Annotated in this window: 20 protein-coding genes; 9 read left to right on the top strand and 11 right to left on the bottom strand. The window is 71.8% G+C overall.

All coding sequences use genetic code 11. From position 1 onward, the window contains the following. Positions 1 to 46: 46 nt before the first annotated feature. From IF11_RS0103860 to IF11_RS0103880, 5 genes are all read left to right on the top strand, one after another. Positions 47 to 1,276, top strand: coding sequence for a beta-ketoacyl-[acyl-carrier-protein] synthase family protein (locus IF11_RS0103860; protein ID WP_030349969.1), 1,230 nt, complete (start codon positions 47 to 49; stop codon positions 1,274 to 1,276). 222 nt (positions 1,277 to 1,498) lie between these two features. Continuing rightward, positions 1,499 to 2,386: an SDR family oxidoreductase gene (locus tag IF11_RS0103865; protein ID WP_030349970.1), complete on the top strand. Its 888-nt coding sequence runs from the start codon at positions 1,499 to 1,501 to the stop codon at positions 2,384 to 2,386. 258 nt (positions 2,387 to 2,644) lie between these two features. After that, complete coding sequence (locus tag IF11_RS0103870; RefSeq protein WP_030349971.1) at positions 2,645 to 3,520, top strand: PP2C family protein-serine/threonine phosphatase; 876 nt, start codon at positions 2,645 to 2,647, stop codon at positions 3,518 to 3,520. A 64-nt stretch (positions 3,521 to 3,584) separates the two neighbouring features. Beyond that, a complete protein-coding gene (locus IF11_RS0103875) occupies positions 3,585 to 4,595 on the top strand; it encodes an MASE1 domain-containing protein (protein WP_037727005.1) in 1,011 nt (336 codons plus the stop codon). A gap of 86 nt (positions 4,596 to 4,681) precedes the next feature. Then, complete coding sequence (locus IF11_RS0103880; RefSeq protein WP_030349973.1) at positions 4,682 to 6,262, top strand: aldehyde dehydrogenase (NADP(+)); 1,581 nt, start codon at positions 4,682 to 4,684, stop codon at positions 6,260 to 6,262. Positions 6,263 to 6,301: 39 nt separating this feature from the next. On the opposite strand, the gene IF11_RS36335 is transcribed toward IF11_RS0103880, so the two are convergent. The 4 genes from IF11_RS36335 to IF11_RS0103900 all read right to left on the bottom strand — a co-directional run bounded on the left by IF11_RS36335 (position 6,302) and on the right by IF11_RS0103900 (position 9,731). Then, on the bottom strand, positions 6,302 to 7,078 hold the full coding sequence (locus IF11_RS36335; RefSeq protein ID WP_051745463.1) for a hypothetical protein: 777 nt from the start codon (positions 7,076 to 7,078) through the stop codon (positions 6,302 to 6,304). 173 nt (positions 7,079 to 7,251) lie between these two features. Further along, positions 7,252 to 8,283, bottom strand: a complete 1,032-nt coding sequence (locus tag IF11_RS0103890; protein WP_030349975.1) for a bile acid:sodium symporter family protein — start codon at positions 8,281 to 8,283, stop codon at positions 7,252 to 7,254. A gap of 22 nt (positions 8,284 to 8,305) precedes the next feature. Beyond that, complete coding sequence (locus tag IF11_RS41535) at positions 8,306 to 8,851, bottom strand: hypothetical protein (RefSeq protein WP_051745464.1); 546 nt, start codon at positions 8,849 to 8,851, stop codon at positions 8,306 to 8,308. A gap of 16 nt (positions 8,852 to 8,867) precedes the next feature. Further along, entirely contained in the window at positions 8,868 to 9,731 is an 864-nt protein-coding gene (locus IF11_RS0103900) for an isocitrate lyase/PEP mutase family protein (RefSeq protein ID WP_030349977.1), read from the bottom strand. 270 nt (positions 9,732 to 10,001) lie between these two features. Here IF11_RS0103900 and IF11_RS0103905 point away from each other — a divergent pair, with 270 nt between their 5' ends. Then, a complete protein-coding gene (locus tag IF11_RS0103905; RefSeq protein ID WP_030349978.1) occupies positions 10,002 to 11,930 on the top strand; it encodes a P-loop ATPase, Sll1717 family in 1,929 nt (642 codons plus the stop codon). 57 nt (positions 11,931 to 11,987) lie between these two features. On the opposite strand, the gene IF11_RS0103910 is transcribed toward IF11_RS0103905, so the two are convergent. The 3 genes from IF11_RS0103910 to IF11_RS0103920 form a co-directional block, all read right to left on the bottom strand. Then, a complete protein-coding gene (locus tag IF11_RS0103910) occupies positions 11,988 to 12,722 on the bottom strand; it encodes a TetR/AcrR family transcriptional regulator (protein ID WP_030349979.1) in 735 nt (244 codons plus the stop codon). Positions 12,723 to 12,835: 113 nt separating this feature from the next. Continuing rightward, a complete protein-coding gene (locus IF11_RS0103915; RefSeq protein WP_030349980.1) occupies positions 12,836 to 14,104 on the bottom strand; it encodes an MFS transporter in 1,269 nt (422 codons plus the stop codon). A 29-nt stretch (positions 14,105 to 14,133) separates the two neighbouring features. Next, positions 14,134 to 15,009, bottom strand: coding sequence for a DMT family transporter (locus IF11_RS0103920; RefSeq protein ID WP_030349981.1), 876 nt, complete (start codon positions 15,007 to 15,009; stop codon positions 14,134 to 14,136). A gap of 141 nt (positions 15,010 to 15,150) precedes the next feature. On the opposite strand from IF11_RS0103920, the gene IF11_RS0103925 reads away from it, so the two are divergent. Further along, the gene (locus IF11_RS0103925) at positions 15,151 to 16,062 is read left to right on the top strand and encodes a LysR family transcriptional regulator (protein ID WP_030349982.1); all 912 of its coding nucleotides are present in this window, start codon (positions 15,151 to 15,153) and stop codon (positions 16,060 to 16,062) included. Between the two features lie 26 nt (positions 16,063 to 16,088). On the opposite strand, the gene IF11_RS0103930 is transcribed toward IF11_RS0103925, so the two are convergent. Then, positions 16,089 to 17,084, bottom strand: a complete 996-nt coding sequence (locus IF11_RS0103930; RefSeq protein ID WP_078490419.1) for a LysR family transcriptional regulator — start codon at positions 17,082 to 17,084, stop codon at positions 16,089 to 16,091. Positions 17,085 to 17,272: 188 nt separating this feature from the next. Between IF11_RS0103930 and IF11_RS0103935 the strand changes: the two genes are divergently transcribed. Next, positions 17,273 to 18,688, top strand: a complete 1,416-nt coding sequence (locus tag IF11_RS0103935) for an MFS transporter (protein ID WP_051745465.1) — start codon at positions 17,273 to 17,275, stop codon at positions 18,686 to 18,688. A gap of 44 nt (positions 18,689 to 18,732) precedes the next feature. Continuing rightward, entirely contained in the window at positions 18,733 to 19,065 is a 333-nt protein-coding gene (locus tag IF11_RS0103940) for a pyridoxamine 5'-phosphate oxidase family protein (RefSeq protein WP_030349985.1), read from the top strand. Here the strand turns inward: IF11_RS0103940 and IF11_RS0103945 are convergent. From IF11_RS0103945 to IF11_RS0103955, 3 genes are all read right to left on the bottom strand, one after another. Next, positions 19,002 to 20,153, bottom strand: a complete 1,152-nt coding sequence (locus tag IF11_RS0103945; RefSeq protein ID WP_030349986.1) for a hypothetical protein — start codon at positions 20,151 to 20,153, stop codon at positions 19,002 to 19,004. The two genes, IF11_RS0103940 and IF11_RS0103945, sit on opposite strands and share 64 nt — an antisense overlap. Before the next feature lie 142 nt (positions 20,154 to 20,295). After that, positions 20,296 to 22,278, bottom strand: coding sequence for a hypothetical protein (locus IF11_RS41540; protein WP_051745469.1), 1,983 nt, complete (start codon positions 22,276 to 22,278; stop codon positions 20,296 to 20,298). Continuing rightward, a complete protein-coding gene (locus IF11_RS0103955; RefSeq protein WP_244888222.1) occupies positions 22,275 to 24,431 on the bottom strand; it encodes a serine/threonine-protein kinase in 2,157 nt (718 codons plus the stop codon). Before IF11_RS0103955 ends, IF11_RS41540 begins: the two co-directional genes overlap by 4 nt. Positions 24,432 to 24,441 lie beyond the last annotated feature (10 nt).

Raw genomic sequence — 24,441 nt, forward strand, 5'->3', positions numbered from 1 at the left:
CGAGCGGCGTCAGCGAGACGAACGAGGCCCCGGTGGGCGTCGGCCGATGACCGGACCCGCCATCGCCATCACCGGCCTGGGGATGATCACCCCGGCCGGGAACGACACCGATTCCACCTGGCACGGCGTGTGCGAGGGGGTCTCCCCGGCCCACCGGGTGCCCGAACTGAGCGGCTGCGCGGTCGACTTCGCCTGTACGGTCGAGGGCATCGATCTCGACGCCGCGATCGGCGGGCGTACGGCCTTCCGGATGGGCCGGTACGTGAAGTTCGCGCTGCTCGCCGCGCGCGAGGCGGTCGCCGACGCCGGACTCGACCCGGCGAGCTGGGACGGCACCCGGGTCGCCGTCGTGGTCGGGACCAGCAGCGGGGGGTCCGCCAGCCTGACGGAGCAGTCCGTCGCGCTTGACCGACGCGGGCCCGAGGCGACCTCCCCGTCCGGCATCCTGCTCACGATCCCCAACATGCCGGCGGCCGAGATCGCCATCAAGATGCGGGCCACCGGACCCAGTATGGCGCCGTGCACGGCGTGTTCCTCGGGGGTCACGGCGCTCTCCGTGGCGCGGGACCTGCTCTCCACCGGGCAGTGCGACATCGCCCTGGCGGGGGCGACGGAGTCCATCGTCTTCCCGGTCGCCATAACCGGGTTCGTGCGCTCGGGCGCCGCCGCGCTGGCGGGTCCAGGCGATGACCCGGCGCTGCTGTGCCGGCCCTTCGCCTCGGACCGCGCGGGGCTGGTCCTGGGGGAGGGCGCGGCGATCATGGTGCTGGAGCGCGAGCAGGACGCGCGGGCGCGCGGCGCGGGGCCACGCGCGCTGCTGGCCGGCGCCGGTGCCACGACCGACGCGCACCACCCGACGAGCCCGCACCCCTCGGGCGCCGTCGCCCAGCGCGCGGTGGAGGTGGCGCTGCGCGACGCGGGCTGGCAGTCCGGTGATGTCGAGCATGTCAACGCGCACGGCACCTCGACGCCGCTCAACGACGCGACCGAGGCGGCGCTGATCAGCCGGGTCTATCCGCACCGTCCGCCGGTCACGGCGCCCAAGGGCGTGCTGGGGCACTGTATGGGGGCGGCGGGCGCGATCGAGGCGGGCCTGACCGTGCTGACGCTCCAGCACGGCGTCGTACCGCCCATCGCCAACCTGGACGCGCCGGCCGTCGAGTTCGACATCGACTGCGTGACCAAGCAGCCGCTGCGCCAGCGGATCGACCGCGCGGTCAGCCACTCGTTCGGCTTCGGCGGGCACAACGCGGTACTGGCGCTGCAACGCGCCTGACCCGCGCCGCCGCACGCCGTCCCGCACGCCGTCGTACGTACCGCCACACGCCGTCGTACGTACCACCGTGCTCACCGCCGTACGGACCGCGTCAGCGCGCCCTCGTACCGCGACAGTGCGCGCGATGCGCCGGTGCACACAATGCGCCGGCGCACGGAATGCCGTCCTCCAGCCACGCGCCGGGGGGCGGCCTCCCCTCACTCTCACCCCGGAGGCCCCACCATGAGCAGGCACCCGCCGCTCCGAGGACGTACCGCCGTCATCACCGGCGCCGCGCGCGGCGTCGGCGAACAGCTCGCCCGGTCCCTCTCCGAGCGGGGCGCCCGGCTGGCGCTCGTCGGCCTGGAGAAGTCCGAACTCGCCCGTGTCACCGAGTCATTGACGGGCGAGGCGGAGCACTGGCACGCGGATGTCACCGACGCGGCGGCCATGCTGCGTACGGCACGGCTCGTCGAGGAGCGCTTCGGTACGGTCGACGTCGTCGTCGCCAACGCCGGGGTCGCGGCGGGCGGACTCTTCCGTCACTCCGAGCCCGACGCGTGGCGCCGCGTCATCGAGGTCAACCTGATCGGCAGCGCCAACACCGCCCGCGCCTTCCTCCCCGCACTGCTGGACTCCCGCGGCTACTACCTCCAGATCGCCTCGCTGGCGGCCCTCGCCCCCGCGCCGATGATGACGGCCTACTGCGCCTCGAAGGCCGGGGTGGAGTCCTTCGCGCACACCCTGCGCACCGAGGTGGCGCACCACGGGGTGGAGATCGGCGTCGGCTATCTCACCTGGACCGACACCGACATGGTCCGGAGCGCCGAGCAGGACTCCACGCTCCGCGAGCTGCGCTCCCGTATGCGCTGGCCCGCCAACCGCACCTACCCGCTGGCGCCGGCCGTGGACCGCCTCACCACCGGCATCGAACGCCGCGCCCGCCACGTTTACGCCCAGCCCTGGCTCCGCGCGGCCCAGCTTGTCCGCGCGGCCCTCCCGCCCGCCGCGGCCCGCCGGGCCCGCCGCGCCCTGCCCGCCCTGGAACCCGCCTCGGCCGCGACCCCCACCACCCTCCTGGGCGCGGGCGGAGCCGCGAACGAGGTCGGCGGCGCAGACGGCCCGCGGTAGTCCGGCCCGAGAGCCGGGCCTCTCATCAGGCCGCGTCGGCCGCGCGTCCTGCCTCCCGGGACATACCTCCCAGGGACGGCACATGTTCATGGTGCACGTTTCGTGCGTCGTGCATACGCTGGGAACTCCCCGCTCATCCGGCGGAAGCCGCGTGGCGGAAATATGATGAAGATGAGGCTTGAGCGAGAGGCCCCTCTGTACTCCGTTGCGAGGAACAACTCACAGCGGTCCACCAACGGACGTACCTCGGAGCGGTGCATGACCCGGCGTCGTCCCAGCCGGTCGGCGAGCGCCGACGACCTGCTGACCACTCTCGGCCGGCTCACCGCCCAGGCGCGGCGGCGGGTGGAGCTGCAGCACGCCCGGGTGGAGCTGGCGGAGGCCCTCCAGCGCGCGATGCTCCCGCCCTTCCTGCCCGCCGTACCCGGACTGCGGACCGCCGCCAGATACGCGCCCGCGCGGGACGGTCTGGATATCGGCGGCGACTGGTACGACGGTTTCCTGCTGCCCGACGGCGCGCTCGCGTTCTGTGTCGGTGATGTCCAGGGCCACGATGTCGAGGCGGCCGTGATCATGGGGCAGGTACGGATCGGTCTGCGGGCGGTCGCGGCGGCGGCCGGCGACCCCGGGCAGGTGCTGAGCCGGGCCAACGATCTGATGCTGTCGGTGGACTCCACCCTCTTCGCGACCTGTACGTTCCTCCGCTTCGACCCGGTCACGCGCGTGCTGGAGAGCGCCCGCGCCGGCCATGTGGCCTCGGTGTGGGCCGCGGCGGACGGCAGCTCGGGGGTCGCCGAGGACCCGGGCGGGCTGCCGCTGGGCATCCTGCCGGGGGAGACGTACCCGGTGATCCGCCGCCGGCTCACGGACACCGGGGCGTTCGTTCTGGTCACAGACGGTGTGGTGGAAGGCCCCGCGTTTGCTGTCGAGGACGGTCTCGGGCGGGTGGCCGCACTGGCGAGTGCGGCGGTCCTGGCCGGCGAGGCCGCCCGTGACGGTGCGGACCCCGGCGCGCTGGCCGCCGAAGTGCTGAAGGTGGCCGAGCTGACCGGTCACTCGGACGACGCCGCCGTGCTCGTCCTCTGCCATGACTCCGTACCGGAAGGTCCCGTCGGCGCCTACGGTCCGGGGTGACGCGAGCCCTCCGGCAGTGCGTGTCACGGCGTACCCGGGCGGCGGGCGTTGTCTGATGGCTGATGTGGTCCGTACCGAGGAAGTCCGACGTCTGTCCCTGGCCGTTCCGCGGATTCTCGGCGTCGCCGTCGCCTACTACGGGGCCGCACAGCTCGGCCTGCTGAAGCAGCTGGTGATCGGGGGCGCGGTCGTGACGCCTCTCTGGCCGTCCTCGGGGATCGCGCTGGCCGGCCTGCTCTTCCTGGGCCTCGGGGTGTGGCCGGGGATCTCGCTCGGTGCCCTCTTCACCATCGTGACGCTCGGCCCCATCCACCTCTTCGACATCGGGATCATCGCCGCGAGCACCCTCGCGCCGGTCTGCGCCTGTCTGATGCTCCGGCACGTGGGCTTCCGTACGGAGCTGGACCGGCTGCGGGACGGGGTCGCCCTGGTGTTCCTGGGGGCGCTGGCGGGGATGCTGATCAGCGCGACCCTGGGCACGGCCATGCTGGTGATCGGTGGCAAGCTGCGGGGGGAAGGGTTCTGGCCGGCCTGGTCGGCGTGGTGGGCGGGCGACGCCATGGGGGTGCTCGTGGTCACCCCCATGCTGCTGATGCTGCGTGGGGCCCGGTGGCCCCGGGCAGCGGACTTCCGCCGCTGGCCGGAGGCGCTGGCCCTGCTGATCGTCGCCGTCGTAGTGACGCCGCTGGCCACCATGAGCGCCCTCTCCTTGCTCTTCCTCGTCTTCCCGGTGCTCATCTGGGCCGCGCTGCGCTTCCAGCTCGCGGGGAGCGCGCCGTACGCGCTGTTCGTCTCCGTACTGGCGATCTCGGAGGCGACCGACCTCGTCGGGGCCTTCGCCCACCACACTCTCATCCAGCGGATGATCGCGCTCCAGGCCCTCAACGGGTCCGTCGCGCTGACCTCGCTGCTGCTGGCGTCGATCGTCACTGAGCAGCGGAACGTACGGCTGAAGATCGAGCAGGCGTGCGTGGAGCTGGCGGACCTGGTGGCGCACCTCAGCCCGGCGGAGTCGCCGAAGCGGTGGCGGCCTGGCCGCGGCAAGAAGCCCGGGAAGAAGCCCGGGGGCGGCTGATCCCCGTCGGCCCCTGTCGCCCCGCGACCGACGCCACAGGACGTCCGACGAGCCCGACGAAGCCCAGAGAGGCGAGGAAGCGCACCATGCCCCTGACAGGAGCGATGTTTCTCGGCGCCGAGCGGCGGACCGGCCGAGGCCCGGCGGTCGCCTCGATCGATCCCCGTACGGACACCCCGCTGGAGCCCGGTTACGGCTCCGGCACCGCCGAGGACGTCGCCCGCGCCTGCGAACTGGCCGAGCAGGCCGCCCCCGGCTTCCGCGCCACCTCCCCCGAGCGGCGGGCGACCTTCCTGGAGCGGATCGCGGACCGTATCGAGGCGCTCGGCGAGGAGCTGATCGTCCGGGCCGTCGCGGAGAGCGGCCTCCCCGCCGTCCGGGTCACCGGCGAACGGGACCGTACGACGGGGCAGTTGCGGCTTCTCGCCGCCGAGGTGCGGTACGGCGCCTGGGCGGAGGTACGGATCGACCGGCCCCTGCCGGACCGCGTCCCCGAGCCGCGGCCCGATCTGCGGGAGCGTCATATCGGCATCGGGCCGGTGGCGGTGTTCGGCGCGAGCGACTTCCCGCTCGGCTTCTCGGTGGCGGGCGGCGACAGCACCGCCGCGCTCGCCGCCGGCTGCCCCGTCGTGCTCAAGGCGCACAGCGCCCATCTGGGCACCTCGGAACTGGTCGGCTCGGCCGTGGCCGCCGCCGTACGCGAGAGCGAGCTGCCGGCAGGCGTGTTCTCGCTGCTCTTCGGCTCCGGCGCGGAACTGGGCCGGGCCCTGGTCGCCGACCCCCGGATCCGGGCGGTCGGCTTCACCGGATCGCGGGCGGGCGGCGAGGCGCTGATGCGTACGGCCGCCGCCCGCCCCGAACCGGTCCCGGTGTACGCGGAGATGAGCAGCGTCAACCCGGTCTTCCTGCTGCCCGGCGCCCTCCGCGACCGGTCCGCCGCGCTGGTCGAGGGGTTCATCGGCGCGCTCACGGCGGGCGCCGGGCAGTTCCGTACCCGGCCGGGGCTGCTGGCCGCCGTCAACGGACCCGAGCTGGCGGAGTTCCTGGCGGCGGCCGGCCGCGCGGTGTCCGCGCAGATCGCGCGGACGGTGCAGACCCGCGCCTTCCATGACGCGTACGAGCGCGCCGCGGCGGCGCTGGCGGCGGTCGAGGACGTACGGGAGATCGCCGCCGGACAGCCGGGTGAGGGCGCCAACACCTGCGCGCCCCGGCTGTTCACGGTCCCGGCCGAGACGTTCCTGGGCCGGCCGGAGCTCCAGGACCAGCCGTTCGGCGCCGCCGCGACCGTGGTGACCTGCCGTGATACGGCTCAACTCACCGAGGTGGCCCGCGCCTTGCGGGGCCAGCTGACCGCCACGGTCCACCACGGCACGGGAGACCGGGACACCGCCGCCGCCCTGCTGCCGCTGCTGGAGACCAGGGCGGGCCGCGTCCTGTACGACGGCTGGCCCACGGCGGTCGAGGTCAGCCACGCCATGGTGCACGGCGGTCCGTACCCCGCCACCTCGGACGTACGCACGACCTCGGTCGGCACCCTGTCCGTCCGCCGCTTCCTGCGCCCGGTCTGCTACCAGGACGTCCCGGCCGACTTCCTCCCCGCCGATGTCTCCGACGGCAACCCACGCGACCTGCCGCGCCGGCTGGACGGCGCCCGGGAACACCGCTGAGCGCTTCGGCCGCGCCGACCGCCGAGCAGGCCCCGCCCCTTAGTGGTAGACGGGGAACGGCGTGGTCGCCGGGCTGATGAGCGCCGCGTACGGGTCCTCGTGCCGGCGATGACGGCCGGACTGACCACTGTCGGAGGGCGGGGTACGGGGCGTGAGCAGCCCGTCGTTGGCCAGGGTCTGTACGCGGAGCAGCAGCGCCCGCAGGTCCAGGCCCAGTTCGGCGGCGACCGTCTGGAGGTCGAGGCCGGACTTCCAGCTCCACAGCAGGACGGAGTCCATGCTCGCCGACCAGATCACGGTCTCCTCCACGGCGGGGGTGTGGAAGACCGTGGGCGCGGCGACCGTCTGCGCGTCCTGCGGCATCGAGTCCGGCTGCGGGGGCATCTCGCCCCGGGGCTGCGGCAGCTGGACCTCCGACACCGAGAAGGTGTCGACGCCCGGATCGTGCATCGGCGCCTGCGTCGTGGGGGTCTGCGAGGGCTGGGCCGGCGGTGTCTGTGGTGGCCCCTGCGGGGCCTGCGGTGTGAGCGGTGGCGGTGGTGGCTGCGCTCCGCGGATCAGGAGTTCCTCGGCGACGGAGCGGGCGTCCTCCCTGCCCACCGTGCGCCGCGCCACCCGCACTTCCCGTTCGTTCAGCCCCATCAGGTCGGCCACCGCGCCGTCGTTCCCGACCGTCACGGAGAAGGCCGCGAGCGTCCTGCTCCGCTCGGCCTGCGCCTCGTCCAGCACCGACTGCGCCTGGCGCACACGCTCATCGCTGGCGCAGAACGCTTCGGCCAGGACAGTGTTCCGCTCCCAGAGTTCACGTGGATCCACGTGCGTAACAACGTCCATGGCGCGCACAGGAATGGACTATCTGTTCAATTGCACCCAAAGGGCCTAAAGATAGAATAAGGGCCAGTTGGATCAGATCCTTCATGAAGATGTCATTGAATGACAATCTCCGGGTGGCGGCGCCCATCCCGGGGCAGCAGCCGGCGATCGGTCGATCAGCGGGCCGTCTCCCGTACGGGGACGGCGCGGGACGCCTGCGCGGGGGTCCGTTCGGACGCGGTTTCCAGTGGCCGGCGGGACCAGCGGCCCGCGAGGACCGCGCACACCATCAGCTGCACCTGGTGGAAGAGCATGAGGGGAAGGATCACCGGGCCCGCCGAGGCTCCGAACAGTACCGCCGCCATGGGCAGCCCCGTCGCCAGGCTCTTGTTGGAGCCGCAGAAGACGATGGTGATCCGGTCCTCCCGGCTGAACCCCAGGCGCCGCGCGGTGAACGAGGTCACCGCGAGGGCCAGCGCCAGCAGAAGCGCGGCCAGCGTCAGCAGACCGGCCAGCCGCACCGGAGTGATCTGCTGCCAGATGCCTTCCGCCATGCCCCGGCTGAAGGCGGTATAGACGACGAGAAGGATGGAGAACCGGTCCAGCAGGCCGATCCGCTTCTTGTGGCGGCCGATGAACCCGCCGATCCAGCGGCGCAGCAACTGCCCGGCGACGAAGGGAAGCAGGAGCTGGGTGGCGATGGCCACCGCCCCATGCGCCGAGAAGCTGACGGTGGAGCCGATGAGCCAGGCCGCGAGCAGCGGGGTGGCGACCATGCCGAACAGGCTGGAGTACGTACCGGCGCAGATGGCGGCCGGGACATTGCCCCGGGCGGTGGAGGTCAGCGCGATCGACGACTGGACGGTCGAGGGGACGACGCAGAGGAAGAGGAGGCCGGTGTAGAGCTGGTCGGTGAGGAGGAGCGGTACGAGTCCGCCCGCGGCCAGCCCGAGCAGCGGGAAGAGCGCGAACGTACTGGCCCCGACCACGAGATGGAGCTTCCACTGCCGCAGTCCGTCGACCGCCTCGCGGGTGGAGAGCCGGGCGCCGTAGAGGAAGAAGAGCAGCGCGATGGCGAGGTCGGCGGCGCCGCCGACGGCCACGGCCGCCCGGCCGCTCGCGGGCAGCAGCGCCGCGAGCACGACCGTGCCGAGAAGGGCGACGACATAGGGGTCGACCGCCCTTCCCAGCCGGCCCGGCCACGACATCAGCCAGGACTTGGAGGTCACGTCATTCACCGTTCTCGCCTTGGTACGGCGGATGCCCGATCTGCCCGATCTGCTCGATCACACCACCCGAGCCGGAGCCGGAGCCGGAGGACGGGCCGGAGCCGGAGGCCGGGCGGGAACACGAGCAGGGCCCGGCCTGATCGCCGTTCCCGTTCCCGTTCCCGGACCCGTTCCCGTTTCCGTTTCCGTTCCCGGATCCGTTTCCGCGTTCGGAGACATCCCCGGTCTGTACGTCGATGGCGCCACCACCCCCGTCGTGGTCGCTGCCCGCCGTGCCCTTGCTCCTGAACAGCATGTTGAGCGTCCGGTCGACCTCCAGCCACGAGTCGGCGTGGGAGTTGTCGATCACCAGCAGGCCGACGTTACGTCCGGCGACGGGCCCCGACCGCTCGGGCTCGTCGTCGTCGGCCTGTGCGATGCCGGCACCGCACAGGACGCTTGTCGTCGCCGCGACGAGGACACTCGTCGTGGAGACTCCCCTCAGGAGGGGTGTTTTCTTCGGAAGTCGGTGCCGGCCGGTGCCGGACCGAAGGAAATGAGAGGACAAGAGGAAATTCCCGCGATCACACCGAGACCGATACGCGGCTGTCGTGGTGTCTGCTGATGTTCTTTTCCAGCAATTCCGTTGATCCCTTGACCCCGATCGCCCCCGTCTCTCTGGTGTCCGGCAGCCGTCCGTCGGCCATTTTCAGATCGGACAGCGCGCCGTCGATCGCGCCGTGCGCGGCGAAAAGGCACGGCGTGCTGTAGATGGCGAGATTGACGCCCAGGTCGGAGAGTTCGGAGAGGGAGAGCCGCGGCGACTTTCCGCCCGCGATCTGGTTGAACAGCAGCGGCTTGTCGCCGACGACCGAGCGGATCTTACGAATCCACTCCACGCTCCGCACGCCGTCGACGAGGACGACATCCGCGTCCGTCTCCGCCAGCGCGGCGGCGCGCCGTACGATCTCCGACTCCTCCGTGGCGTCCGTACGCGCCACCACGAGCATCTCCTCCCTGCTGCTCAGGACCAGGTCGAGCTTGGCCAGATACTCCTCCAGCGGCAGGATCAGCTTCCCGTCCGCGTGCCCGCACCGCCGTGGCCGCTTCTGATCCTCCAGGATCACCCCCGAGGCCCCGGCGCGCTCCAGCCGCTGGACGACATGGCACGCGACCTCGGGGTCCACATACCCGTCGTCGATGTCGACGAGCATGTGATGGCGGGGAAACGCCAGACGGAGCCGCTCCACGAAGGCCACCATGTCGGGCCAGGCGATGAAACCGATGTCCGGCAGCCCGTAATGGGAAGCGGCGAAGCCGAAGCCGGAGACAAAGAATCCGTTGTAGTGCTGGGCCGCGATCGAGGCCGAGTACATGTCGTAGATGCCGATGAGAGGTGTCGTACGAGGTGATTCGACCGCTTCTCGCAAGGCATTGCCGTAGCGCATGGTTCTCCCTCATTCCAGAACCCGCCCGGTCACGAGTTCAGGCGACGTGCTGACGGGCACACATTTACAGAAGACCAAGACTTCGTAAAACGACACACCGCATCGTTGCCCGATCTGGCAAAAAATACAGAGTGATCGATATGTGTGACATTTCAACGAAGTGACGATTCCTCACCGATGCGGACCGACGCCCGGTGAGGTACAACTGCCGTGCGGGAAGTATGACTTGCGCTGAACGGTGGGCGCCGGGGGACCGAACAGGGGGATGGGATGGCCGGAGAGTCCGTACTCGCGAACCTCCACTTCGGACGGGAGGACGCCGAGCGGGACGTCACCGACGGGCTGTTGCTGCGCGGTGGGTTCCTGTCGACGAACGCGACACGCGCGGCGGTGTCCGGCCGGAAGATGCTGATCATCGGGCGCAAGGGGTCGGGCAAGAGCGCGATCTGCATGCGTCTGATGGCGGACGGGGTGCACGGCGGCGGGAAGGTGCTGATCACGCCCGACGACGCCGCGGGGGACGAGATCCGCCGCTTCGAGCTCCAGGGACTGCCGGGAGACTCGGCCAAGTCACTGATCTGGCGGTATGTGTTCGCCGTCAACGCCGCGCGCCATCTGGTGACGCACGCGGCGGACGCGCACGGCCGGAAGGCCGACTCGGTGAAGGCGCTGCGCCGTTTCCTCAAGCAGAACGACGAGCTGCCGTCCGACTATCCGGGTGACCGCCTCGGCGACCGACTGGCCCAAGGCGCACGGGGGTTGCAGACGGCGCTGTCGCTGGAGGCGTTCGGGTTCAAGGCCGGTGTGGAGCTGGCGCACTCACCCTCCGAGGGCGCGCGGGCCGCCCGCCAGCTGGACGTGGTGGAAAGAGGGGTGGCGGACGCCTTCGCCGAGCTGGACTGCGCCGCCGCGCACGAGCCGTTACTGCTCCTGGTCGACCAGTTGGAGCAGGTCTGGTCGGTGGAGCCGGAGAGCAACTCGATGGTGATCGGGCTGCTGCTGGCGGCGAAGCACGCGGCGGGGCTGTACGGACAGGCGGTGCGGTGTCTGCTGTTCCTGCGCTCCGACATCTACGACTCGCTGTCGTTCGGCGAGGGGGACAAGTTCCACGGGGACGAGCTGCGGATCGTCTGGACGGACCACGCCCTGCGGGAGCTCGCCATGGCCCGCGCGCGGGCCTCGACCGGGGCCGCGGGTCTGTCGGCGGAGCAGCTGTGGCGGGAGATCTTCCCGGAGAGCGTGCGGGGAGAGGACACCGCGGCGTTCATTTTCAGCCGCTGTCTGCCCCGGCCGCGCGACGCCATCCAGTTCCTCAACCTCTGCCAGGAGACGGCCTGGCTGACCCATGGCCGCGACCGGATCACGGACACCGATGTCCTCCAGGCGAGCCGGCAGTTCTCCGCGTGGAAGCTCAAGGACCTGGCGCAGGAGTACCTGATCGCCCACCCGTTCCTCGAACGGCTCTTCCCGCTCTTCCAGAACACGGGGTACGTGGTGTCGCGCGCCGCGCTCGGCAGCCGTTTCGAGGAGGCCGCTCAGACGCTGCACCGGCTGTTCCCCGCGTACGCCGAGGCGCTGACCCCGTCCGGCGCGATCGACATCCTGTACAGCGTGGGCTTCCTCGGGGTGCGCCGCGGCAATGACGTGGTGTTCGCGGGCGGCGGTGAGCTGGCCCCCCAGCCGCACGAGGCGGAGTTCCATGTCCATCCGTGCTTCCGCGAGGCGTTGGGCGCCACCAGCGCGATCGACCTCCGCCGCTTCGAGCCGGTGGTGGCGGGCGACCGTATCGCGTCCGGCAACATCAGCTTCGGCGGGGCGGGCAATACGGGGGTGAGCCGTGAGTACCGGCTGCTGGCGGAGCTGACGCGCTCCTGCCACTCCATCCTCTCCCAGGTCGGCCGGGCGGTCGGGATGGCCCAGGACGCGCGGGACGAGATCACGCAGCAGATCGGCCGCGTACTGGACGACGCCGGCGCCGCTCGCCCCCGCGCCGACGGCGGCGGGCACGGCGATACGGAGGGTCATCTCCTCACTGCCGCACACTACTTCAACGCCCTCGCCGCCCAGCTGCGGGCGAGCGGGCTGGACGACGCCACGGGGGCGGGGAGCGTCACGCAGCGGATCGAGGACGAGGCGCGCCGGCTGAGACGGCTGGCGGGCGGCTCCTACGGGAGTTCGGGCGACTCGGGGGGCCGCTGAGAGGCGTAACGGTATAACGCACGTAGGGCTCGGCTGACGGGGTCCTTTGGCGGGGGCTCAGGCGCGGGCGCGCCGGGTCTCCAGGCCGTCGAGGACGCAGGCCAGTCCGCCGTCGAAGTGGTCCTCGCGGGCGCCGCCCATGTCCTGGCCGCGCTGTGCGGCGTACAGCCTGCGCAGGCGGGGGTACGGCGCCACGGCCTGTTCGGCGGCCGGCCACAGCCGCTCCGTCCACTCCTGCTCGCTCCGGCCGCTGCGCGCGAGCATCGTCAGCCACGCGGCCTCGCTGGTGGACACCCCGATGACGAACGAGACAACGGTGTTCACGGCCTGGTCGGCCTCCGCCAGGGAGAAGCCCGCCTCCTCGAAGACGGTGAGCAGGCTCTCGAACAGCCGCATCATGTTCGGACCCAGGTAGGCCATCCCCGCCTCGCCGAGCACGGAGACGATCCAGGGGTGCCGCAGGAACGCCGAGCGCAGGCTGTGGGCGCAGTGGGTGGTGGCCGCGCGCCACCGCGCCGGGTCGCCGGCGTCCGGCAGCTCGATCTCGCCGTAGACCTCGTCCACGACCAGCTCGATCAGCTCGTCCTTGTTGGCCACGTGCGAGTACATGGAGGTGGCACCCGCGTTCAGCCGGGTACCGAGCTTGCGCATGCTCAGGGCGTCGATGCCCTCGGCGTCCAGCAACTGGAGGGCCGTGGACACGATCTGCTCGCGGCTCAGCGCCGGCTGCTCCCGCCGTTGCCGGCGCGGACGGGTCCACACGGACGGGAACGGCTGCTCGTCGGCCGACATGCGCACTCCTCGGTGTCCTGCACTGCTCAGCGCACTCCTCAGTGGCGCCGGCCGCCCAGGATAGCTCAGTGCGCGCACGGCGTACGGATGTACGTACAGTGTGCGGGCCGGGGTCATCGGCCCGAAACGGGGTGCCGGCTTTCGGCAGGTGGCCGTGGCAGTTGGCGTCGCGTGCGGACCGGTGAGAGGAAGGTGGGGAGAAAGGCCCCCGCGAGGACGGCGGCGCCTGTCCAGAGCGTGCTCTGTACGGAGACCAGCTCGCCGAACAGGCCCGCCAGGGCGGAGCCGACCGCGAGCGCGCCGGTGAGGAGGAAGCGGAAGGTGGCGTTCATGCGGCCGAGCAGGGAGTCCGAGGTCATCCGCTGGCGCAGGCTGACGCCGAGGACGTTGTCCATGCCCGTCTTGAACATGGCCAGCAGATAGCCGGTGCCTGCCAGCCAGAGCCCGGGACCGCGGTCGATCAGCGGTACGAGGAGTCCTGCCGGGGCCAGGCACAGGCCGGCGACGGCGAGTGTGCGGCCGTGGCCGAGGCGGTCGGCGACGGGTCGGGCGCAGCGGGCTCCCAGGAGCAGACCGGCGCCGCCCACCGCCCAGAACAGGCCCAGCGCGCTTGCCGGAAGGCCGAGTTCGCGGATGAACAGCACCGGCAGCATGGTGTTGATGATCTGCGAGCCGAGGTTGGCGAGGGCCGCCGTGAGAGCGAGAGCGCGTAGCTCCTTGTTGCCGAAGACATGGCGCAGACCTTCCGCGATCTGGGCGCTCAGCCGGACGGGGTGCCCCGCCGGGGGCCGCGGAGGCGCCGGTGCGCGGCGCAGGGCGGTGAGCCGGAGAGCCGAGGCCAGATGGGCCCCGGCGGTGCATACGAGGGCCACCGGCGCCGTGAGCAGTTGGACGAGCCCGCCGCCCGCGCCGCGTCCGCTCACATTGCCGACGGCGATGAGGGTCATCACGGCGGCGTTCGCCCGGACGAGCCCGTCGCGGTCGACCAGCCGCGGCAGCGTGCTCTGCGAGCCGATGTCGAAGAAGACGGTGGCGCAGCCGGTCAGCACGACGACCACGTACAGGTGTGTGAGCGTGAGGGCGTCGAACCACCAGACCACGGGAACGGAGGCGAGCAGCGCCGCCCGCGCCAGATCCGCGGTGATCAGCACGCGCCGGTGGCGCATCCGGTCCACCCATGCCCCGGCGGGCAGTCCGATGAGGAGGAAGGCGACCGTGCTCAGGGTGGCGAGGGCTCCGACCTGGCCGGGGGTCGCGTCGAGCGTGGTGACGGCGATGAGCGGGACGGCGACGTACCCGATGTTCGTGCCGAGCTGGCTGAGGGCGGTCGCGGTGAACAGTATGCGGAAGTCGGCCACCCGCCAAGGGGAGTTGGGCTGCATGATCCGTTCTTCTCGGTGGTGGGGCGATATCAGGCTGTTCGAACGCGTCGCGCCGGGCCGCGTTCCCGGCCGCGTGTCATGCCGACGCCGATCAGGACGATGACCATGCCCGCGAGGACGCGGGAGCTCAGCTGTTCGCCGAGGACGATCGCGCCGAGGGTCACCGAGACCACCGGCAGGAGATAGCCGACCGTGGCGGTGGTGGTGGGGCCCTCGTCGTCGAGGAGGCGGTAGTTGAGGTGGAACGTGACGCCCGTGCCCAGGGTGCCCAGGATGACGACGGCGATCACCGCTGTGAGGGTGGGAACACCGGGAGCCGCCGGGGCTGTGGGCAGCGCGAGGGTTGTCAGGCCTGTCGCCGCGAGGAGTTGGGCCGCGGAGAGCGCGAGCGGCGCGGTGTCCCGGCCGGTGAGGTGGCGGGCCATGTAGGCGAAGGCCACCGCGTAGCTGGCCGCCGCGCCGAGCAGGACCAGGGCGCCCCAACTGGTCAGTCCGCTCCGCTGCCAGGGCGCGAAGATGAGCAGGGTGCCGGCGAAGCCGAGGAGCAGACCGGCCAGCCGCAGCGGCCGGATCCCGCGTTCCGTACCGAGCGCGAGTCCGATCAGCAGGGACCAGAGGGGCGTCGTGGCGTTGAGCACGCCGGCGACGCTGGAATCCACAGTCTGTTCGCCGATGCCGAAGAGGAAGAACGGCAGGGCGTTGCAGAAGAAGGCCGCCACGATGAGATGGCCCCATGTCGCGCGGTCGCGGGGGAGGCCCTGGCGGGCGGAGTACGCCAGGGCCAGCAGGACGGCGGTCCCGAGAGCACAGCGGATGACGGTGATGTGCAGGGGGGACAGACCCCCGGTCAGGGCGACCTTGATCCAGAGGAAGCCCGAGCCCCACAGCAGGGCGAGAACAGCCATGCGGAGAAGGGTTCTTCGTGAGCCGCTGGGCACGGTGCGCCTCCTGCGGGGTGGGTGGGGAAGGGATACGGCTTTACGGTGTCCCAGGAGGTTGTCGTAAGACAAGCGAAAAGAACTGCACCCACCGTTAAGCTTTCCTGCATGCTTGATATGCGGCGCATGCAGTTGCTGCGGGCGGTGGTGACCAGCGGTTCGGTCACCGCGGCGGCCCGGAATCTCGGCTACACACCCTCCGCCGTCAGCCAGCAGATGGCGACGCTGGAGAAGGAGGCGGGGATCACGCTGCTGGAGCGGTCCGGGCGGGGGGTGCGGCCGACCGAGGCGGGGCGGTTGCTCACGGAGTACGCGGCTCTCATCGGCAGACAGGTCGCCGAGGCGGAGACCGCGCTGGCGGACCTGCGGGCCGGCCGGACGGGACGGGTGGTGGTCCGCTACTTCGCCACGGTGGGAGCCACCCTGCTGGCCCCCGCGCTGGCGGAACTCCGCCGTGAACAGCCCGGCCTACAGGTCGACTTGAGACTCACGGGTTCCGACGATCCGCTGCCGGAGGTGAGGGAGGGCCGGGCCGATGCGGCGCTCGTGGTCCGGCCGAAGGAGCCGGGAGAGCCGCAGGACAGGTTGTCCGTCGACGGCGTACGGTTCGTGCACCTTCTCGACGACACCTACCGCGCCGTGCTGCCCAAGGGGCACCGGCTCGCCACGAAGCGGGTGCTCGAACTGACCGACCTCGCCGAGGAGCCATGGGTCGGCAGCGAGTGGCCGGGCCCGTGCCTCGACGCCATTCTCACCGCGTGCGGCGCGGCCGGTTTCAGTCCGGACTTCGTGGTGGAGAGCGAGGACTACGCCACGGCGCAGGGCTTTGTCGCGGCCGGGCTGGGCGTCAGTCTGGTGCCGGTCACGGGGCTGGCGGGCCACCATCCCGCCGTGGTCGTACGCAAGGTCAGGAACCCGGAGCCGGTCAGGGCGATCTACGCGGCGGTACGGGGACCGGGCCCGGACCCGGACCCGCTGCGCGGGCTGCTCGACGCGCTGCGGAGGGCGGCGACGCCGTGACGCACCGGGCGTCGGGCGAGTATCCGTCAAGGGCGCTTTCGGGGACCCCCGTACGACGTGTCAGGCCGCCAGGTCTCCGACCGGATGGTCGCCCGGGATGTCTGCCTTGTCGGGGCCGTAGTACCGGCGAGTTGAGCGTCTTTCGCCACTTCGAGCGCCGCTCGCGCGAAGACCTGGACGGCACCGGTGTCGTCCCTGGCCCGCCACACCAGGCCGTACTCGATGGGGTCGGCGTCCTCGAACGGGAGGTACGTGACGCCCGGCCGCGCGTAATACGTGGCGGTGTGCGCGGCCGACAGCAGGGCCCCCTTGCCGCCGGCGACGAGCATGAGCGCCTCTTGCATATGGGTGACGGCCGGGCCGCGGCGGATCGGTCTGCCGCTGGGTGTGCGCGCGGGCACATGCTGTTCCAGCCGGTAGTCGGGGAGTTCACCGGCGATCGTCAGCAATGGCACCCCGGCCAGGTCTTCGAGCGACACCTTCCCGCCGGCGGACAGCGGATGACCGGAGGAGACCGCCAGCACGCGCCCCTCCGTGAGCAGGGTGGGGCCCTCGCCCAGATCGTCCTCGCGAATGGGAAGCTCCGTGAGCTGGACATCGAACGCGCCACTGCGCAGCTGCCCGAACGGATCGGAGAGCGGCACCTCACAGATCTCCACGCCCAGCTCGGGATGGCCGGCGCGCAGCGCCTCCGCGGCCTTCATCACGATCTCCCCGGCCAGCGGGGTGGAGAAGCCGACATGCAGTACGCCACTGATGCCGCGCGCGGTGGCGGCGGCCCGCGCGACGGCGGCGCCGACCGCGCGGTGGTGCGGTGCGAGGTCGTCACGGAGCTGCCGGCCGAGGGCGGTCAGGGCGACGCGGCGGCTCGTACGGACGAACAGCGGGGCGCCGACCCGGCGTTCCAGGCGCTGGACGAGCTGGCTCACCCTGGCCCGGGACAGCCGTAGCCGGTCCGCCGTGCGGCCGAAATGCAGCTCCTCGGCGAGGAGGAGAAAGCACTCCAGTTCAACGCGCTCCATGGACGCCCCCGGTGGGTGAGCCGGCCGGATCGGTGAGCCGGCCGGATCGGTAAGCCGGCCGGATCGGTAAGCCTGGCGGATCGGTAAGCCTGGCTTACCGAACGTTGCGATCTTCGCCGTTGTTCCCCCATGGCCGCTGATCGATGGTGGCTGAGCCAAGAACTTCCCTACACCATCGAGGAATTCAGATGAGTGCGCGTGACTGGGGCGTGCTGTTCGTCCTGTGCGGTGCGATCTTCCTGGAAGGCATCGACGTGGCCATGCTCAATGTGGCCCTTCCGTCCATCCGCTCCGAACTCGGCCTCTCCACCGGCGAGTTGCAGTGGGTCATGAGTGCGTACGTCCTCGGATACGGCGGCTTCATGCTGCTCGGGGGACGGGCCGCCGATCTCTTCGGCCGGCGCAGGATGTTCGTCTTCTGGCTCACCGTCTTCCTGCTCTTCTCGGGCCTCGGCGGGTTCGCCACTGACGGCTGGACGCTGATCGTCGCGCGGTTCGTCACCGGCGTCGCCGCCGCGTTCATGACCCCGGCCGGACTGTCCATCATCACCACGAGCTTCGAGGAGGGTCCGCGGCGAGACAAGGCCCTGCTCGTCTACTCCGGCACAGCGGCGGGCGGTTTCTCGATCGGTCTGGTCGTCGGCGGGCTGCTCACCGCGGTCGACTGGCGGTGGGTGTTCTTCGCGCCGGTCGTCCTGTCCTTCCTCGTCCTGACCGCCGCGCTCGCGCTGCTGCCCAGGTCGCCGCGGCCGGACCGGACCGGAGAGAGCGTGGATCTGGCCGGTTCGGTCAGCGTCACCGCGGCCATCGTGCTGCTCGTCCTCGGCGTCGAACGCGCCTCCCACACCGGGATCGGCTGGACGCTCGGCACGCTCGCGGCGGGCCTGGTCCTCCTCGCCGTCTTCGTCGCCGTCGAACGTCGCTCGGCCTCCCCGCTCGTACGCCTGGGCATCTTCCGCGGCGGACCGCTGGTGCGCGCCAACCTCTCCGCGCTGCTGTTCGCGGGCGGCTTCTTCGGGTTCCAGTTCCTGGTGGTGCTGTATCTCCAGGAGCTGCGCGGCTGGTCGACGCTCCAGACGAGCTTCGCGATGATCGTCATCGGCATCGACGCCGTCCTCTCGCCGACGCTCACACCGAAGCTGGTGGCCCGGTTCGGCAACGCCAGGGTGATCTTCGGCGGGCTGCTGCTGGCGGCGCTCGCCTACGCGCTGTTCCTGCCGGTCGGCGCCGACTGGACGTATCCGATGATGTTCCCGAGCCTGATCATCCTCGGCCTCGCCTTCGCGCTGGCGTACGGCCCGCTCACCATCGCCGCCACGGACGGTATCGAGGAGCGCGAACAGGGGCTGGCCGGCGGCCTGCTCTACACCTCGTTCCAGTTCGGCGCCGCGCTCGGCCTCTCGGCGGTCACCGCCGTGAACGTCGCGGCCACCGACGGGGATTCGCCGGCGGCGCTGCTGGACGGGTATCACGCCGCACTGGTCGTCCCGCTCGCCGCGGCCCTGCTCGCCGCTCTGGTCAGCGCGTTCGGGCTGCGGTCGCCGAAGGGCACGGCGGTCGCGTACGGGGAGACACCGGCCCGTCCCGAGACCGCCGCCCGCTGATCGCCCGACCAGGCTGATCGCCCGACCCGCGTGAGGAGCCTTTCATGGCCGACAGAGCCAGTGCCTTCGCCGAGATCCAGGACACCTTCTTCAGCTACGTCCGCAGCATCACGTACGCCACGATGATCACCGTCGACCGCGAGAACCGCCCCAGGGCCCGCGTGCTCCTCCCGGTCTGGGAAGTCGTCGACGGCCACCCGGTCGGCTGGCTCGCCGTCCACAGGACCCCGGTCAAGACGGCCCACCTCGCGGGCAACCCGCACACCACGTACACGCGACGACCGGCCGGGCCGGGGCGGTCCCGACAGGTCCGTCAGCGCGGGGCCGCCGTGAGGGGGAGCGTGGTGGAGCGCTCGATCAGGCCGTTGACCGTCTGATCGCCGTTGGCGTCCATGGGCGTGGAGTAGTCGCCGACGGCCCAGAAGGCTCCGGAGTCACCGGCCGGGGCCAGATCGTAGAAGGAGTAGGACGGATACCGGGTGTCGCCGTCGGGGGCCGTGGCTCCGGGCCGCTTGGTCCAGCTCGTGCCGTCGTAGTGCCAGAACACCGGCCACGAGCGGGGCGATTCGGACTGGTCGTTGCCGGTGGCCCACAGACCGCCGCGGCCGTCCGGGGCGATCGCGTGGAGGTAGAGGCCGGCGAGCGAACCGGTGACGTCCTTCCAGGCGGTCCCGTTCCAGTGCGTGACGGTCGGGACGGGCGGGCCGGCGTCGGGACCGTCGGCCCATCCGGCGACGTAGACGCTGTCCGGGGAGTCCGCGGCGATCTTGGCCGTGTCCGTACCGGCCCGCACGGGGGGCTCCTCCATCAGGGTCCAGGTCGTCCCGTCCCAGTGGTAGGTCACCGGGTGGCCGCCGTCCACGGGGTAGCGCATGCCGGTCGCGTAGGCGTCGTCCGCCGACAGGGCGTCGATGTCCCGGATGTCGACCAGACGCGGCAGCGCGAACGTCTGCCACGCGCCGTCGGCGTACGTGTAGAGGGCGTTGCCGCCCTTGAAGAGCCGCCCCGGTACGGCCTTGATCGGGACCTCGGGCCAGGAGTCGTCGGAGGGGCCGGTGGTGGGAACGGTGCTCCAGCGCTCGCCGTCGTAGTGCACGAGAGCCTGGATTCTGTTCACCATGCCGTACGCCCAGACGTCGTCGGCGGCGACGGCGCTGACCGACGACCACTCCCACACGGCGGGAAGCCCCGGGGCGGTGTCCTCGCTCCATCTCTCGCCGTCCCAGCGCATGATGACGCCGTGCTGGGCCTTCCTGCCGACCGCCCAGGCGAGATCCTCGCTGACGGAGGAGACCGATTTCAGGGACTCCACGGGGCTGTTCCCGGAGAGGGAGAGCTCCCAGCCGGGGGTCGTACCGGCAGTGCCGGAGGCGACGGCGGCGGCGTTGGCGACACCGGTGGTGAGCAGGGTGGCGGCGAGGGTCAGTGAGGCGGCAGCGGTACGCAGCAGGTGCTGTGTATGCATCGGTTCGCGTTCCTTTGCGGTGAAAGAGAGAGAGCCTCCGCCACCCTGGCGGCGCATGTACGGACCGTAGGGCGGCCGGACGACCAGGCAGACTCGCGGCGGTGCCGGATGGTTGTAGCGCTCCGATCCGACCGGCCGCCCGTCACATCAGGATCAGCAGGACCGCGATGAGCACGGCGATCACGCCGACGCCGGTTCCCACCACGCAGCCCGGGCTGGTCGCCAGTTCGGAGAGGCGGGTCGCGAGGGCGGGGGGTGACGGGCGGGTGGGGGACGGTTGTTGGGTGGTCGGGGAAGCAGGGACCGCTTGGGGCATTCGAGGAAGCTGGGGCACCTGGGGCACTTGGGGCGGCTGAGGTGCGCGCGGCGCCTGGGGTGCGGTGGGTGCGGTGGGTGCGGTGGGTGTGGCCGGTGGGGACGGTGGGGCCGTGTTCTGGGTGATCACGTCTCGCAGGATCTGCTGCCACACGACCGGCGGCAGGTCGGGGACCTCGCCGTTCCTGGGCGTGATGATGCTCTGCCAGAGCCAGTTGCCCGCCGTCGGATGGCGGTCCCGGCCCATGCGGTGCAGCAGTTCCTGGAGATCGCGCAGATAGCGCTCGTCGCGGGCGAGGGGGGCGACGGCCCAGGTGAAGAGGTCGGCCGCGCGTTTGGCCATGGCTGTTCTCGAAAGGGGCTCCGGGTCCGGCCTGTTCGGCGTGTAGTACAGACCGTTGCGGAGCACCTCCGCGCACAGCTCGTGCCGCATGCCCGTCCGGCGCACCCGGACGCGGTGGTCGCTTCCCAGCTCATCCAGCAGCAGTTCTACGGAGTCCTGCGGCAGATCGGCGGAGCGCAGCTCGTCCAGGAGCAGACCGTCGGACAGCGTCCGCAACCGCTCCGCCAGCAGGCCGCGGTGCAGGGCGTTCCCGCGCCGGTGGACACGCAGCTCCGCGTGGAGTGAGCGCGCTTCGTGGGCGGTGGCGGCCTGGGGATAGCCCGTGGTGGGCGCGGGCGTTGGTGCCGGTGTCGGCGGTGGTTCGGGTGCCGGTTCGGGTGCCGGTGCGGGGGTCGGCGGCGATACGGAGACGGGCGCGGGTTCCGGCTCCGGCTCGGGGGCGGGAGCCGTCGGCGCGGGGGTCGCGGACCGGAGCGGCGGTTCCCGGCGGTCCGCGTACAGGATCTCCTTCAGCAGGAGGCGCCGCCGCGCCCACTCCAGCCGCGCGCCGTCCCTGAGCCCGTCGACCAGCTGCGGCACTCCCGGGCTGTCCGCCGGGTGCGCCAGTACATGGTCCACCAGCCGGGCCGCCGCCATGTGCTCGAACTGGGGCTTGGCCGGCGAACGTCCCATGACCCGGGCCAGCGGACCCGACCCGCCCGCGTCCGGTTCCCAGCGCGGGACGCAGGTCAGACGCAGCTGATGGGTGTCGACCGTGTCGTACGTGGCGAACGTCCACTCCTGGCCCAGCCAGGAACCGAACAGCATGAACAGCCCCAGATACACCAGCGGCACCGCGTCCTGGTCCGGCCAGCCGGGCAGCTTCTCCCCGTCCGTGAGCAGCTCGTCCATGAGCAGCGAGACCCGCTGCGCCGGATCGCGCAGCCACTCCGCGGTCACCAGGATCAGCGCGTTACGGACCGTCGGCAGCTGCTGCCGCATCCCGGGCAGCCGTTTGCGCGCCACCGCGTCGAGCTCCGCGCACTCCACCGCGCGCAGCCGCCCGGCGGCCTTCTCGGCGGACTCCCGGCTGCCCCAGCCGCCGTACGCGAGTCCGAGGCACTGCCGGGTCTTCAGGGTCCGCGGGTCACCGATCAGCACATGGCTGACCGTGCTGGGCCGGCCGCCCCGGTCGGTGGTGGGCCAGCGCTGTACGAGCATGACGTCACCGTCGCGGGAGAGCATCCGTACGACGCTCTGCCGCGGGGCCGCCGTACCGGACACCCACAGCAACGGGCCCAGTTCCCGGCCCAGTTCCTCGGCGCGCTCGGCCGGGCAGGAGTGGGCGACGGCCGTCATGCCGGTGCCCTGGCGGCCCTGGTTGCCGTCCCACCGGAAGATCACCTGGTGCACCGAGCCCGCGGCGCCGCTGCCGCCCGCCCCGCCCCCTGCCCGCTGGGACGGCCTCTGCTCCTGGAAGTCGTTCACTTCGCTTCCTCTCCCACAGATCCCGTAGATCCGTCAGATCCCCCGGGACCCCAGGTCTCCGGCGACCGCGGCGCCGCCTCCAACGCGGGCGCCGTCCCCACGGCGAACTCCTCCGCGCCGCCCGGTACGTCGATCAGTCCGTGCATCGCCAGCAGCGACAGCAGCGGCTCAAGGACCCGCCGGGGCCCCGCCCCCGCCGGATAGCGGCCGTGCTCCTCCTGGCCGCCGGTGGCCGACGCGACATGCAGGGTGCACCGGCGGATCGCGTCGAAGGGCCGCAGCCACGCCTGGCCCGCGTGCCGGCGCAGCAGCCCGTACACGTCCTGGCTCTCCTCGCGCATCAGCGCGGGGTCGAGCGAGGTGGCCGGCGCCTCGTCCAGCCATCGGTCCACGGGTGGCTGGAACCGCAGCAGATCGGCCTTGCCGAGCACCATCGCCGCCGCCACGTCCAGATACGGGCCGCTCTTCGGCAGCCGGTCCAGGACGGTCCCGAAGGCCAGATCGCCGTCCCGGTTGACCTCAAGTCCCCAGCGTTCCCTGGCGTGGTCCAGATGTGGCAGCGGGAGTGCCAGCGCCGGGTCGACGACGAAGATCATGGCGTCGACCCCGAGCAGGAAGCGGAGCGCCGCGTCGGTCCGTACGAGATCCTCGCCGCCGAGATCGAAGAAGGCGACCGGACGGACCTGCCCATGGGCGTCCGTGATCAGCAGGGACTCCACGAAGCGGGCGAAGCCGTCCAGGCCGAGGGCGCCGGTGTGGTCGAGGACCTTGCCGTTGCGCAGCGGCTGCACCCGCTCCCGTACGAACCGGGCGTGCTGCTCCGGGTTGACGGACTGCCACTTCAGGCCGAACGGCTCCAGACCGCCGTCGGTGATCTCCGCGATCATCTGGGTCAGCAGATGGCTCTTGCCGGTGGAGGACTGGCCGACCATCGCGACCGTCAGCGGCCGGCCGTAGGTGAGATAGGGCACCGGGATGAAGTGCTCGGGGAAGTCCGGGTCCGCCGTGCACTTCTGGACGGCGCCGCGCATGACGTCCTGGCGGCGCAGGGAGTTGCCGATGCCGGAGGGGTCGAGCCGCTGGTACTGCATCCTGCTGTCGGTGACGTACAGCGAGGTGAGGTCGAGCTGGATGGTCTCCAGGCAGTACGGGCAGAGCACCTCACCGGCCGCCCGCTCGGCCGCCGCCCCGGGCCCGTCGTGGGCTTCGGCGGCGGGCGCCAGCCGCTTGAGGTGCAGCGCCTGCTCGAACGCCTCCCGGTGCGGGCGCGTCTCGTCGGCGGGCACGGTGAGCGCGAGTCGCCGGGCCGCGCCCGGCGCCAGCAGGTCGAGCAGTCGGCCGGGCGTCGGCCGGTCGGCCGCCAGCGGGGCGAAGGCGCCGCGCAGCGTCTCGGCGAGCACCCGGTGTTCGCCGAGATCGGCGGGCGCCCCGTCGGGCGGCCCGGCCCGGCCGGTCGCCAGCTGGTAGAGCACCTGGGCCGCGCTCCACACCATGTCCCGGGAGTCGGCGAAGCCCTCGCCCCCGCGCTGTTCCGGCGAGCAGTAGGGCGCGCGGCCCCACCGGGTCCTCGGCCGTCCGGCGCGGGCCACCCCCTCCAGCCCCCAGAGCTGGACCGACGTGCCGTCCCAGAGCACATTGGCGGGCGAGATGCCGCGTAACACCAGGCCCTGGCCGTCCAGCAGACACAGCGCCAGCATCAGGTCACGGGCGAAGCGTGGCTGGTCGAACGCGGACATCACATGCGTACGTACGGCGGGTTCGCCGCGCGGCGCGGCGTACAGGAGGAACGGCTCGGCCGTGTCCAGCTCGTAGCCGATGACCTTGGGGAAGAGCGGGGCGTACTCCGTGGTGTCGAGCACCCGGTGCAGATGCAGGGCGGTGCCCGCCTCCGCGTCCAGCAGCGCGCGGGCCGCCGGGTTCGCCGCGGCGGAGCCGGTCAGACGCACCTGGAGGCACTGCTGTCCCTCGTCGTCGAGCAGGCCCTTGCGGATCCACTGGGGCAGCAGCGGATCGCGGCGGGATTCGCGGCCGAAGCGGACCGGGGCGGTGCGGCGGCGCCCCGAGGGGGTGGTGAAGGAGAGGGTGGTCCGCTGCGGACCGCCCGGCTCCACGAGGGGGGTGTGCGCCGGAGGGGAGTGCGGGGTGCTGGTCACCGGCGGTCGC

Source organism: Streptomyces scopuliridis RB72 (genome assembly GCF_000718095.1).
In the GTDB taxonomy this organism is placed as follows: Bacteria; Actinomycetota; Actinomycetes; order Streptomycetales; family Streptomycetaceae; genus Streptomyces; species Streptomyces scopuliridis.

Bases quoted from the DNA above. Each gene is read 5' to 3' on its own strand.
- IF11_RS0103860 (WP_030349969.1), top strand. From the start codon at position 47: ATGACCGGACCCGCCATCGCCATCACCGGCCTGGGGATGATCACCCCG.
- IF11_RS0103865 (WP_030349970.1), top strand. From the start codon at position 1,499: ATGAGCAGGCACCCGCCGCTCCGAGGACGTACCGCCGTCATCACCGGC.
- IF11_RS0103870 (WP_030349971.1), top strand. From the start codon at position 2,645: ATGACCCGGCGTCGTCCCAGCCGGTCGGCGAGCGCCGACGACCTGCTG.
- IF11_RS0103880 (WP_030349973.1), top strand. From the start codon at position 4,682: ATGCCCCTGACAGGAGCGATGTTTCTCGGCGCCGAGCGGCGGACCGGC.
- IF11_RS0103890 (WP_030349975.1), bottom strand. From the start codon at position 8,283: ATGTCGTGGCCGGGCCGGCTGGGAAGGGCGGTCGACCCCTATGTCGTC.
- IF11_RS0103900 (WP_030349977.1), bottom strand. From the start codon at position 9,731: ATGCGCTACGGCAATGCCTTGCGAGAAGCGGTCGAATCACCTCGTACG.
- IF11_RS0103905 (WP_030349978.1), top strand. From the start codon at position 10,002: ATGGCCGGAGAGTCCGTACTCGCGAACCTCCACTTCGGACGGGAGGAC.
- IF11_RS0103910 (WP_030349979.1), bottom strand. From the start codon at position 12,722: ATGTCGGCCGACGAGCAGCCGTTCCCGTCCGTGTGGACCCGTCCGCGC.
- IF11_RS0103915 (WP_030349980.1), bottom strand. From the start codon at position 14,104: ATGCAGCCCAACTCCCCTTGGCGGGTGGCCGACTTCCGCATACTGTTC.
- IF11_RS0103920 (WP_030349981.1), bottom strand. From the start codon at position 15,009: ATGGCTGTTCTCGCCCTGCTGTGGGGCTCGGGCTTCCTCTGGATCAAG.
- IF11_RS0103925 (WP_030349982.1), top strand. From the start codon at position 15,151: ATGCTTGATATGCGGCGCATGCAGTTGCTGCGGGCGGTGGTGACCAGC.
- IF11_RS0103930 (WP_078490419.1), bottom strand. From the start codon at position 17,084: ATGGAGCGCGTTGAACTGGAGTGCTTTCTCCTCCTCGCCGAGGAGCTG.
- IF11_RS0103935 (WP_051745465.1), top strand. From the start codon at position 17,273: ATGAGTGCGCGTGACTGGGGCGTGCTGTTCGTCCTGTGCGGTGCGATC.
- IF11_RS0103940 (WP_030349985.1), top strand. From the start codon at position 18,733: ATGGCCGACAGAGCCAGTGCCTTCGCCGAGATCCAGGACACCTTCTTC.
- IF11_RS0103945 (WP_030349986.1), bottom strand. From the start codon at position 20,153: ATGCATACACAGCACCTGCTGCGTACCGCTGCCGCCTCACTGACCCTC.